We start from the raw sequence: 12,852 nt of genomic DNA on the forward strand, positions 1-12,852 counted from the left end.
AAAAAAGGAGCACACACTATGACACAAAAAATCGATTTAGAAAATACCAAATGGTCATTAGAAAATATCATTAAAACTGTCGGCACTGATTTGTCTTCTGTCGTTGAGATCCAAAATACAGAAGGTATCGACGTGGTGGTCATTTCTAAAGATGAATGGCAGCATCTGTTGGCCTTATTAGATACCCGTCATGCAGAGGGGTATCGCTTGGATCAAGAATTGCCTGAAGACATTTTGATCGACGTCGCCGACACGGACAATCAGTATAGCGGCGAAGGCGAATTGGAAATGGAACTGCCAGAAAGAGTCCATCCAGCGCCTGACTTTGAACTTGAAGCAGAAGAAATCGTTGAAAGCGATGACGTTCTAGACTAACAAAGAAGAAGCGAACCTGTTACAGGTCGCTTCTTCTTTGTTTGTTTGCGGAAATTGCTTATGGTGCTTGTTTGTCTAACACAGCTTGCAAACGGGCGATAGCCGGGCCTAGTTCTTGTTGGGCTTCTTCTTCTGGATCAAGGGATTGGCACTCTTGCAAGCGGGCCAGCCAAAGCGCCGGTTCTTTCACCCCTAATTGACCTATCGCCCAATAAGCGGTCCCCCGAATCACGGGCCTTACATCTTCAGTGGCGCACCGCCAAATGTCTGGCAAGGCACTACGATCGCCGACATTGGCTAAGGCAATGATGGCATTGCGCTGCAAGGGCTTCTTGCCGCGCCATGAACCAGATAAATGGCCAAATTGTACTTTAAAGTCTTTGTTGGAGAGCGAAAGCATCGGTTTCAATTTAGGATAGACAGTCTCTACTTCCGGTTCCATCTCAGCATGAAAATGAAAATCTTTGCCTCGATTATACGGACAAACCAGTTGGCAGATATCACAACCGTAGATCACATTGTGCATCTTCTTCCGATATTCCTCAGGCATCATCCCTTTGGTTTGTGTTTGATAAGAGAGACAGCGTTGCGCATTCATCCGGCCGTCTCCTAGCAGTGCTTTGGTGGGACAAGCTGTGATACAGCGGGTACATTCTCCACAACCAAAAGGCACTTCTTCGTCTGGGGCCAAGGTGATATTGGTGACGATTTCTCCTAAATAAACAAAAGAACCAAACTCCTCCGTGATCAATAACCCATTACGTCCTACGAAACCTAGTCCAGCTCGTTGTGCTGCAGCAACGTCCACCAATTCTCCAGTATCCACTTGCGGTGCAAATCGCCAGTCTTCCGCTGCTTCCATAGATGCTGCTTGCGCTTGGATAAAGGCAATCAACTTATCTAAACGGTCACGCAGCACATCATGATAATCGATTCCCCAAGAAGCACGGGCAAACATGCCTCTTTTTTCATCTCTAGGTACTTTTTCTTTGATTTTTGTTGGATAAGCTAGTGCAATGGCGATGATTGTTTGGGGATTCTCGAAAGTCCGCTCAGGATAGATACGCTCCTCGATCACTGGATGTTCAAAACCCGAGGTATGCCCTTTGGCCTTTTGTTCTCGCAGTGATTCTTCTAAATAAGTGAAAGGTTCTGCAGATGCAAACCCAATTTTATCGATGCCTAACCGCTTGCTTTCAGCGATAATTTTTTCTTTTAAAGACATAGTTGCTCCTCTTTTGATAACTGACCGTTCAAAGCATATTTTTTTATTCTCCCATTATACGAAAGGAAATGCAGAATGTCGATATCTAGCTCTTTTTGGTTTGTATACATCGAAAAATGCGTACAAAATTTTAAGATTTCAATTAGCTTTGATTTGTTACCGTTATCATTGGTTACTTCAAAGGTCTGTCATGCTAGACTAATAAAAGAAAAAGTGAAATGGAGAAGATTATGGATCAAACAACGATTGGGCTGACTTCTGCAGAAGCAGCCAAAAAAACAGCAGCTGGCTTGCATAATGACTATGAAACCACTGCCAGTAAAACAACTACAGCCATTATTCAGGACAATATATTCACCTTATTCAATTTTTTGAATATACTGATTGGTATCTTCTTATTTGCAGTTGGTGCCTACTCGAATATGTTTTATCTGGTGATCATCTTGGTCAATATCACCATCGGGATCAGTCAAGAAATTCATGCGCGGAATCTGGTCAAAAAGCTCTCGCTTATTGCACCTCAAACTTTGCGGGTGTGGCGGGATGGTCAAATCAGCAGCCACACCTCGAAGGAATTGGTACTTGGCGACTGGGTGGTACTTGGCGCAGGGGATCAGATCCCTGCTGACTTAACGATTCAATCTGGACGCGTGGAAGTCAATGAAGCCATGCTGACAGGTGAAGCCGATCTTGTTGTCAAACAAGCAGGGGATCGTTTATTATCTGGCAGCTTTATTGTGAGTGGCGAGGTCACGGCTGAAGTTCTTCATGTGGGTGCTGATAATTACGCAGCGAAACTAAGCAATGAAGCCAAAGTCCACAAACCTATACGTTCTGAATTGGTTTCATCGATTCGTCGGGTGTCACAATTCACCAGCTATGTGATCGTTCCTCTTGGCGTCATCTTATTTTTGCAAGCTTATTTCTTGCGAGATACAGGCATCAAATCTTCGGTGATCGTTTCTGCCGCAGCTTTATTGGGCATGTTACCTAAAGGCCTTGTCCTGCTGATCAGCATCGCTTTGACGACAGGTGTGATCAAACTTGCCAAAAAAAGGATCCTTGTCCAAGAAATGCATGCGATTGAAACATTGGCCCATGTCGATACCCTTTGTCTAGACAAAACTGGTACGTTGACAGAAGGCAAAATGCGCTTAGAAGACGTGCTGCCATTGCAGGATACAGTCGATCCTCATGTGTTCCTTGGTCATTATTTAGCCGCAAGTACCGATAATAACTTGACCATGCAAGCCTTGCGAGAAGCTTTGCCTGTCAGCGCAGCACAAACCCCTGTAACCATGCTCCCCTTTTCTTCCGAACGCAAATGGGGCGCTGTTTCTTTCGATTCACTAGGTACGCTCTATTTGGGGGCGCCAGAAAAAGTCGCTGACTGCGGGGAATTACCTGAAGTCAAGGCAGCACAAATGGCCGGTTTGCGGGTACTGATTTTGGCCCATTCATCAACAGCACAACACACCGCAGAAGCGTTTGATCCTACTGACGCACAAGCGATAGCTGTCATTGTCTTATCAGACATTATCCGCCAAAACGCCCAAGAAACCTTGGCTTATCTCTCCGATGAAGGCATTGATTTGAAAGTGATCTCTGGGGATAATCCAATCGCTGTCGCGGCGATTGCCCAACGTGCCGGTGTCCCTTATGCCGAAAAAGCCATTGATCTATCCACTTTATCTTCAGAAGAAGACGTTCGCGCCGCAGCCTTGCGCTATACAGTTTTCGGCCGTGTCACGCCTGAACAAAAGAAATTACTGGTGGAAGAATTAAAAGCCGCCAACCGAACTGTCGCCATGACTGGTGATGGCGTCAATGATGTGTTGGCCTTGCGGGAAGCCGATGTCAGCATTGCCATGGCTGCTGGGGATAGTGCCGCAAGACAAATCGCCAATTTTGTCTTATTGGACTCCGACTTCACCACATTGCCAGATGTCTTGTTTGAAGGCCGCCGGGTGGTCAATAATGTGACCAAAGCCTCAGGGATCTTTTTTATCAAAACGATCTACAGTTTTCTCTTGTCCCTGATTTGTATTTTGACTTCCAGTGCCTTTCCATTCTTGCCGATCCAAATCACCTTGATTGATTTAGCGATCGAAGGCTATCCTTCTTTCTTTTTATCTTTCGAAGAAAATAAGCAACGCATTCATGGAAACTACTTGTCTACTGCCTTGCTGCATGCTTTACCTAATGCCTTGCTCGTGCTCGTGAATTACTTCGCTGTGCGCTTCTTGCAAACCGATTACGGTTGGCACGCAGGCGATACCACAACATTATTGTATTATTTGTTGATTGGGATCAGTTGTTTGGCAGTGATCCGTGCCTGTCTGCCGTTAAATCCGCTACGTCTTTTCTTAGCAATCTCCACCACGATAGGCATCTATGTGGCTGCGATGCTCTTCCATCACTTATTGGAAATCAGTTTCTTAACAGCCGTGACATTGCCTTATTTCATAGGATTGATGGTCATCAATATCATTTTGTTCACCGGCTTGTCTTTATTGGCCAAAAAGTGGACAGCCATGCGCCTAGCAAAAGCACAACACGAATGACATACTTAGACGTTTCCGTATATTTACGGGGACGTTTTTTTCATGGATAGGCCCATCCCCCACTGACCAAATGAAATCCATGCAAGATTTTGAAAATTTGTTATACTAATCTTGTAGGCGGTTACAATCGTTATGTGCCTTTTATTTTTTAATGCGGACAAAATGACTGAACTGTGCTGCAAATTTGCTCAGAAAGCGTTGGTGATCATGCATGAAAAAAAGTATTTTACTCGTTTCTCACAGTCAACAACTTACTGAAGGCTTAAAACAAATGATTGAAGATATGGCAGATACGCAGACGGTAACTCTTTATGCGCTTGGCGGTACCGCGGATGGCGCATTAGGTTCTGATGCCACAAAAATCATAGACGCTGTCAATGAATCCGATCAAACGGCGCTGATCCTCGTCTTTGCCGATTTAGGCAGTGCCGTGCTGAATGCGGAACTTGCCTACGATATGTTAGCACCTGAACAGCAGGAGAGATATCATTTGATCGATGCACCATTGGTAGAAGGCGCCTTCGCGGCAGCCATAACCGCCGGTTTCAGTGATGATTTAGCGCAAATCACAGCAGAAGCAAAAAAAGCAGCAGAGAAAGGATGGCCCACAGCATGAAAAAAATTATCAATGATCCAAGCAAGATCGTCGAAGAAATGTTGGCAGGATTGGCAGGTAGTTATCCGCATTTGATCCATCAAGTTGAAGATACACGGGTGCTTGCAAAAAATGATCAGCAGCCGCAAGTTGGTTTGGTATCTGGTGGCGGCAGTGGCCACGAACCGGCGCATGCTGGCTTTGTTGGCGACGGTATGCTAAGTGCTGCCGTTTTAGGAGATGTCTTCACTTCCCCTACACCTGATCAGATTTTGCATGGTATCCAGGCCGCCGATCAAGGACAGGGTGTCTTGTTGATCGTCAAAAATTATACAGGTGATATTTTAAATTTTGAAATGGCTAAGGATATGGCTGATATGGAAGATATCCAAACAGAGATCGTTGTCGTTGATGATGACATCGCCGTTGAAAACAGTACCTATACCGCTGGCAAACGTGGTGTTGCAGGGACAATCCTTGTACACAAGATTCTTGGCAATGCTGCCCGCAACGGCACCTCTTTAGCAGAACTAAAAACCCTCGGCGATACGATCGTTGCAAAAATCAAAACGATTGGTGTTGCCTTGAAAGCTGCCACAGTCCCAGAAGTTGGCAAACCCGGTTTTGCGTTGGCTGACGACGAAATCGAATATGGTGTCGGCATCCACGGAGAACCAGGCTATCGGCGAGAAAAATTACAGCCCTCAAAGGATTTGGCCAAAGAGTTGGTTGAAAAACTACTGTCCGATTATGAACAAACACCCAAAAAAATTGGCGTCTTGATCAATGGTATGGGTGGTACACCTTTGATGGAACTCTTCGTCTTTGCCAATGACGTTGAACAACTATTGGCCGAAAAAGCCGTCACCGTTTGCTTCCACAAAGTTGGTAATTATATGACCTCGATCGATATGCAAGGCTTATCCTTGACCTTGATCGACTGTACAGATACAGACTACACAGAGGCACTGACCGCCCCTGTGACAACTATTGCATGGTAAAGGAGTGAACCACCAAATGAATCTGACAACTGAATCGATCCAAACTTGGTTAAACACATTTACAACTGCCATTGAAGACAACAAAGCCTATTTAAGTGATTTAGATACCCCTATCGGTGATGGCGATCATGGCAACAACATGGCCCGCGGCGTCGCGGCTTATCAAGAGGCTTTTCAAAAACAATCACCACAAACAATCAGTGATACCTTCAAAGTACTCTCGATGGCTTTGATCTCAAAAGTTGGCGGTGCTTCTGGTCCTTTGTACGGTTCCGCCTTTATGAACATGACCAAAGCCACCAAAGAATTAGATGAGATCACTTCGTATGAAGCACTAGGGGACATCATTGCCGAAGGACTCGCCGGCATCAAACAACGAGGCAAAGCCGAATTCGAAGACAAAACGATGGTTGATGTCTGGCAACCTGCCGCGGAGGCTTTGCAAAAAGGCGGCCTTTCCAAGTCAGATATCGACACAGCTGAAGCTCATACTAGCGAACTTGTAGCCAAAAAAGGCCGGGCTTCGTATCTAGGCGAACGGGCAATTGGTCATATCGACCCGGGGGCAGCTTCCAGCGCTATTCTTTTTAAAACCTTGCTTACGGTGATCGAACCATAACCAAAGATCGATTACAGCGCATTTTACAAAAAAAACACCCAAGCACGCACGATGCAAGCTGCTGACCAATTGTCGCAGCTAACATCTGTTGCTTGGGTGTTTCGTTTGTTTAATCCTCCGCTAAAATCGTTTGGGCAACTAACTTCACGTATTCAACCATGCCATCTGGATTCGGATGGACCCGGTCTTCATAAAACCAAGATTCTTGGCTGTTGCTCAAGTCATACCAATCGATCAACGTCATATTGTCATATTTATCCGCCATTTTTTCCAGCATGCGATTGACTTCATTCTGCCAACGTTGCGTCGGTACACGCACATTGACCCAATACACATTGCGATCCCCGATCTCACTCATAAAACTATCGAATTGCGCTTCCGTAAATGAGCCGTTTGTCCCTAAGCCAACCAAGACCGTATCTCGCAATAAACCTTGATCTTTCAATGATTTGATCAGATCAGGGCTGGCATACAACTGCCTGCCGACATCGCCATCAACAACTGCTTGGGGAAATAATTCTTGAAGATCGGCTGTGGCATCCAGCATCACGGAGTCGCCAAAAGCGGTGATCTCCAGTGATTCAGCCTTTTTGAGTTGCGCTTCTGTCAACGCGTATTTGGTCATGATATCTTGTTCAGCTTCAGTAGTATCGGCAGCATCACTGCTGTCCGTACTGCTTTGCGCACTATCTCCGTTGGCATTTTTTTGGGTTTCTTCTGCCGCTTTCTTATTGGCAGCAATCGTATCTTTCAATTGCTGCTGTTGCGCATCCACATAGTTCGTTGGCGCTGAGATAATCCCAACTAACGCAATCATGGTGATCAATGTCCCCGGAATCACCCATGGCTTTTTCCAACTAAAGATAGGCTTTGTAAACCATCCACGCACGGTGCTTACTGTATGCTTGTATTTGAATTTTCGTAGTGGGTTCTCGATAAAACGATACGACAGCTCACTAAAAAGTAAAATCAAGAACAGTTCAACCAACGTGTGCAGCAGAACATTCTCCCCAATATTGCCTACTTTTGATTCATAAAAGATCATCACTGGGAATTGATATAAATAGATCCCATAACTGCGCTTGCCAATATAACTAAACAACGGATTGGTCAACAGCCGATTCAGACTAGCCCCAGGATGGGCAGTCACCGCGACGAGTACCGTGGCCAGTATACTGATCAAAAACATGCCGCCATAATAGACGAAGGTCAAATGATCATCCAGCAAGAAGAAGGCGAACACCAATCCCAGCAGCGAAACGATCCCTGACAGATTCAATATCCGTTTGGCCTTGATAGGAATTTCTTTTTTCAAGTGAGTCGTTGGCCAGATAAAAGCCAGTGCACTCCCCATCCAAATAGAGAACAAACGGGTATCTGTACCATAATATACCCTCGTTGGATCCGCCCCCGGCGTATACAACACTGCGAACAAAATACCTGAAAAAACGGTGATACCTGCTACAACATTGAAAACCCTGCTTCGCTTCTTACCGATCTTCATCAACAGAATGAACACCAACGGCCAAATCAAGTAATTCTGTCCTTCTACTGCCAAAGACCATAAATGTGTAAAAGGGGACTCATTGCCAAATCGGTCAAAGTAAGATAACCCATGGTTGATTTGCCACCAATTATTATAATACAGCAGGGAACTAACCACGACACCTCGTAGATTGTTCAACAAATTACGCTGGAATAAGGTGATATAGGCAGCTGCCAGTCCTAGCATCACGACCATGCCGGGATAAAGACGTTTCATCCGCCTAACATAGAAATCAATCACCTTTATTTTCCCATTTTGATCCCATTCTTGCCGCAGCAAGTCCGTGATCAAATAACCCGATACAACAAAAAATACTGGTACGCCTAAATACCCGCCCCGCATTTGGGTAGGCAATAAATGATATAAAATAACGCCGATCACTGCTAATGTTCGAATACCATCGAAACCTGTGATGTAACGGCTTGTGCTTAAACGTTTGCTCATTATCCAACCACTTTTCTCAAATTGATCCATTTGCTTTTCTCGTAAATAAATGACAAAAAAACCTGCTTATGTCATTCTCTCATAATTTACCAGAAATGACCCCCTTTAAGCTAGCACCTTTTGTTATATTTCTAAAAAAATTAATTTTTGTATAAAAAAAGTATTTCATCAACGAAATACTTTTCTCATGCTTTATCTTATAATTCTTCTTCATAAAAACGACCCAAGATTTGCACATTGTCCGCAATACTGACAAAGGCTTTCGGATCAGACTCTTTCATGGCACTGCGCAACATTGGCAATTCAAACCGTGTCACGACAGTCAACAAGACGGTTTGTTTATCATGTTTGTAAGCACCCTCTGCTTCATTGATGATGGTGATCCCGCGACGCATATGTCTTTGAATCGTTTGGATCACTTCTTCGGGGTTTCTAGTGATGATCGTGACTTGCATCTTCTTTTGTTTGGTAAAAACAGCATCCGTCACTTTGCCGCTGACAAAAATCGCAATTGCACTATACAATGCGTATTGCCATCCGAACAAAATACCCGCAGCAAACAAAATCACGATATTAAACCCGATCGAGATCGAGCCAATCGTTCGGCCCGTCCGTTTGCGGATCGCAATACTGATAAAATCCAAACCGCCAGAAGACAAGCCGTTTTTTAATGCATAGCCGATCCCAACACCGCTGATGGCGCCACCGAAAATGGCACAGATCATTGGATCAGTCGTTACCGTTTCTTCCGGTAGTACTTGGACAAACAATGATGTCAATAAAACAGTGATACCAGTAAAGATCGTAAACTTGTGCCCAATTTTGAACCAGCCAATAAAAAACAGCGGGATATTCAGCAACAGTAATGTCAGAGATACAGGCAGATAGACTCCAAGCCAATCTTTCGATAGTGTGGTAATGATTTGGGCAACCCCTGTAATACCGCTGGAATAGATATGACCTGGTTGATAAAAGAAATTGACGGCAATTGATGCCAATAATGCATAAACGACAGAAAAGGATAATTTACTCGCATAGTCTGGGTGTGGGAGCCATTTAAATAGGGGATTCATTGCATTTTGCAGCCTCGCTTTTGTGATTTTGGTCTTATTATACGTCAGCAAACAAAAAAAGAAATGAACAATGAAAGAAATCGACAAATTCTCATGAAATATATTCATTCCTTCATCAGTTTCTGATTCATTACTCATTTCTTCAAATCGTTTTATCTATTCGTCTTCTTCAACTGTTGTGACATCGATACTCAAGTCAAACAATTGCATTGGTGATACGGTACTTGGCGCTTGTGACATTGGGTCTGCAGCTTTCCCATTTTTTGGAAAGGCGATGACTTCGCGGATGTTGTCTTCTCCTGCCAACAACATCGCCAAGCGATCCAATCCTAAAGCGATACCGCCATGTGGTGGGAAGCCATAATCTAATGCATCTAACAAGAAACCAAATTGTGCTTGCATTTCACGTCGGGAGAAACCTAATGTTTCAAACATTTGCTCTTGCACAGCCCGATCATGGATCCGCAAAGAACCGCCGCCTAATTCGTAGCCATTCAAGACAATATCATACGCCTCAGCATAGACTTTTGCAGGATCAGTCGCCAATAATGGGATATCACTTTCTTTTGGCAACGTGAATGGGTGATGGGCTGAAACAAAACGACCCGCTTCATCATCATACTCAAATTGCGGCCAATCAGTGACCCATAAGAAATTAAATTTGCTTTCATCGATCAAACCAAGTTCTTTGCCCAGTTTATTACGGATCGCGCCTAGGGTCGCTGATACCACAGCAAAAGAATCAGCACCGAACATCAAAATGTCCCCAACTTCAGCATTGGCAGCGGCAATGATCTCGTCAGTAACTTCAGTCAAGAATTTTGCGATTGGCCCTTTCAGCCCATCAGCTTCCACTTTGACCCAAGCCAAACCTTTCGCCCCAAACTGGCCTGCATAATGACCTAAGTTGTCCATATCTTTACGAGAATATTTGTCCGCAGCACCCTTCGCATTCAAGACTTTCACAACGCCGCCTTTTTCAAGCGCCATTTGGAAGACTTTGAAGTCCACCGCTTTGACAACGTCAGACAAATCGATCAGTTCCATGTCAAAACGGGTATCTGGTTTGTCACTGCCGTAACGACCCATTGCTTCATCATATGTGATTCGTGGGAAAGGCAATGTCACGTCTAGCCCTTTGACTTCTCGCATGACTTTTGCCAGCATTTCTTCTGTATACGTTTGGATTTCTTCCGCAGTTAAGAAGGTTGTTTCGATATCGACTTGCGTAAATTCTGGTTGACGGTCGCCACGCAAATCTTCGTCACGGAAGCAGCGTACGATTTGGTAGTACCGATCAAAGCCTGCCCCCATCAATAATTGTTTGAAAATTTGTGGTGATTGCGGCAACGCATAAAAATGGCCTGGATGGACCCTTGATGGCACCAAATAGTCCCGGGCACCTTCTGGCGTTGATTTTGCTAAATAAGGCGTTTCGATATCCAAAAAGTCGTGATTGTCTAAGAAATTGCGGATCGACTGTGTCGTCTTCGCCCGCATCACGATATTTTGCGTCATTTTCGGCCGACGCAAATCTAAATAACGGTACTTCATACGAATTTCGTCGCTGACGGTTTGGTCGTCTTCAATCAAGAACGTCGGTGTTTTGGCCGTGTTTAAGATCGTGATATCGGTGATCATCACTTCATATTGTCCAGTAACCATTTTCGGATTGATTGCTTCTGGCGCCCGATTGATCACTTCACCTGTGACTTCCAATACGTATTCACTGCGGCATTTATCTGCAATTTCCCATGCTTCTTTTGATACTTCTGGATTAAAGACGATTTGAACGATCCCTTCACGATCGCGTAAATCGATAAAGATGACGCCCCCTAGATCCCGACGCTTTTGGACCCAGCCTTTCAAGGTGATTGTTTGATTTAATTGGGCGTCTGATACGCGCCCGCAATATACTGTACGTTTACTCATTTTTCTTCTCCTTGTTCGATCATAGTCGTGGTCATTTCGTCATAGATTTCATCGAAATGATCATAAAGTGCTACCAGCGGAAATTGTTTTTCTACTCGACTAGCCATTGATTTGATATTGATGACTTGTTGTGCCAACTCGGTTTCACCTAAAGTCAGCACCAACTGTGCCCCTTGTTTATCAGCCGATTTGAATTGTGCTTTGGCCTTGCGATCCATAAAGTCCCGATCAGCCGAAAAACCAAAGTTGCGAATGGCTTGCACGACTTTCAATGCTTCTATATTGGTTTCTTGTCCTAAACCAACGACATACGCATCTAGTTGATTCAATGCAGGGATCACGACTTCTTCTGCTTCTAGCGTTAACAATAAACGTTCCATCCCTAAAGCAAAACCAAAACCTGGTGTGGCTGGTCCACCTAGCTCTTCTACCAAATGATTATAGCGGCCACCAGCACAAATCGTAGCTTGTGCGCCCATTTTGGGTGCATCACTCATAATTTCAAAAATCGTGTGGGTATAATAATCCAATCCGCGCACCATCGTCGAATCCACTTCATAAGCAACCCCTAAAGCATCCAACATGGTCGTCACTGTATCAAAGTGGGCTTTTGCCTCAGGCGTCAAATAATCCAAGATAGATGGGGCATCGGCGACAAATTTTTGATCGCGTTTGTCTTTGCTGTCCAAAACCCGCAATGGATTTTCATGGAGGCGGCGTTTTGAGTCTTCACTCAGTTCTGCCTCATGAGGCACCAAGTAATCGATCAATGCTTGGCGATAATTTTGGCGGGTTTCTTTGTCTCCCAATGAATTGATGACTAAGCGCAATTGATTCAAGCCAAGTTGGCGGTAAAAGTCCATGGCCATGGCCATCGTTTCAGCATCCGTTGCGGGATTCGCTGAACCAAAGACTTCGACACCGATTTGATGAAATTGGCGCAAACGGCCCTTTTGCGGCCGTTCATAGCGAAACATCGGTCCCATATAGAATACTTTATACGGTTTGGTGTATTCCGGTCCAAATAGTTTGTTTTCCACATAAGAACGGGCGATCGGTGCTGTACCTTCTGGCCGTAAGGTAATATGGCGCTCCCCTTTGTCGTGGAAGTCATACATTTCTTTCGATACAATATCAGTCGTATCCCCGACACTGCGGGCAATCACTTCAAAGTGTTCAAAGATTGGTGTGCGGATTTCATTAAATTGATAGTCACGAAAGACCAACCGTGCCGTTTCTTCCAGAAACTGCCATTTCTCCGATTCACCGGGTAAAATATCATTGGTCCCTTTTGGACGTTGGTAACTCATGCTCGTTCATCCTCCTATTGTTTGGGTCTTGCTCGTCATATACCTTCTGGCTGCTGCTCTATATGTATTGCTTTCTTGTCCGTACTGCTTGACAACAAAAAAACCCGCCCTTGTTTGTTCACAAGGGCGAGTTATCACACGCGGTACCACCTAAATTCGAGAAATTGC

10 protein-coding genes and 1 other annotated feature (1 of these 11 cut by a window edge) are annotated in these 12,852 nt (G+C 44.6%); of the genes, 5 read left to right on the forward strand and 5 right to left on the reverse strand.

Translation table 11 applies throughout. The annotated features are described in order from the left end of the window. The first annotated feature begins 18 nt into the window (after positions 1 to 18). The gene (locus tag AEQ18_RS04055) at positions 19 to 375 is read left to right on the forward strand and encodes a hypothetical protein (RefSeq protein ID WP_054115088.1); all 357 of its coding nucleotides are present in this window, start codon (positions 19 to 21) and stop codon (positions 373 to 375) included. Positions 376 to 433: 58 nt separating this feature from the next. Here the strand turns inward: AEQ18_RS04055 and queG are convergent, their stop codons facing one another. Next, positions 434 to 1,600, reverse strand: coding sequence for a tRNA epoxyqueuosine(34) reductase QueG (queG, locus tag AEQ18_RS04060; RefSeq protein WP_054115089.1), 1,167 nt, complete (start codon positions 1,598 to 1,600; stop codon positions 434 to 436). A 230-nt stretch (positions 1,601 to 1,830) separates the two neighbouring features. On the opposite strand from queG, the gene AEQ18_RS04065 reads away from it, so the two are divergent. From AEQ18_RS04065 to dhaL, 4 genes are all read left to right on the forward strand, one after another. Then, positions 1,831 to 4,164, forward strand: coding sequence for a cation-translocating P-type ATPase (locus AEQ18_RS04065; RefSeq protein WP_054115090.1), 2,334 nt, complete (start codon positions 1,831 to 1,833; stop codon positions 4,162 to 4,164). Between the two features lie 211 nt (positions 4,165 to 4,375). After that, positions 4,376 to 4,780: a dihydroxyacetone kinase phosphoryl donor subunit DhaM gene (dhaM, locus tag AEQ18_RS04070; protein ID WP_054115091.1), complete on the forward strand. Its 405-nt coding sequence runs from the start codon at positions 4,376 to 4,378 to the stop codon at positions 4,778 to 4,780. Then, positions 4,777 to 5,760 carry a dihydroxyacetone kinase subunit DhaK gene (dhaK, locus tag AEQ18_RS04075; RefSeq protein ID WP_054115092.1) on the forward strand — a complete coding sequence of 328 codons (984 nt, stop codon included), beginning with the start codon at positions 4,777 to 4,779 and terminating at the stop codon, positions 5,758 to 5,760. Before dhaM ends, dhaK begins: the two co-directional genes overlap by 4 nt. A gap of 16 nt (positions 5,761 to 5,776) precedes the next feature. Then, on the forward strand, positions 5,777 to 6,379 hold the full coding sequence (dhaL, locus tag AEQ18_RS04080) for a dihydroxyacetone kinase subunit DhaL (protein WP_054115093.1): 603 nt from the start codon (positions 5,777 to 5,779) through the stop codon (positions 6,377 to 6,379). Positions 6,380 to 6,488: 109 nt separating this feature from the next. Here the strand turns inward: dhaL and AEQ18_RS04085 are convergent, their stop codons facing one another. The 4 genes from AEQ18_RS04085 to hisS form a co-directional block, all read right to left on the reverse strand. Further along, entirely contained in the window at positions 6,489 to 8,369 is a 1,881-nt protein-coding gene (locus AEQ18_RS04085; RefSeq protein ID WP_054115310.1) for an acyltransferase family protein, read from the reverse strand. Positions 8,370 to 8,566: 197 nt separating this feature from the next. Continuing rightward, a complete protein-coding gene (locus AEQ18_RS04090; protein WP_054115311.1) occupies positions 8,567 to 9,442 on the reverse strand; it encodes a YitT family protein in 876 nt (291 codons plus the stop codon). A 156-nt stretch (positions 9,443 to 9,598) separates the two neighbouring features. Then, positions 9,599 to 11,374: an aspartate--tRNA ligase gene (gene aspS, locus AEQ18_RS04095; RefSeq protein WP_054115094.1), complete on the reverse strand. Its 1,776-nt coding sequence runs from the start codon at positions 11,372 to 11,374 to the stop codon at positions 9,599 to 9,601. Continuing rightward, a complete protein-coding gene (gene hisS / locus AEQ18_RS04100; protein WP_054115095.1) occupies positions 11,371 to 12,684 on the reverse strand; it encodes a histidine--tRNA ligase in 1,314 nt (437 codons plus the stop codon). Before hisS ends, aspS begins: the two co-directional genes overlap by 4 nt. A 119-nt stretch (positions 12,685 to 12,803) precedes the next feature. Beyond that, positions 12,804 to 12,852, reverse strand: a binding site (T-box leader); it runs 158 nt beyond the window's last position.

This window comes from Enterococcus sp. RIT-PI-f, assembly GCF_001297065.1.
Classification (GTDB): Bacteria; Bacillota; Bacilli; order Lactobacillales; family Enterococcaceae; genus Enterococcus_D.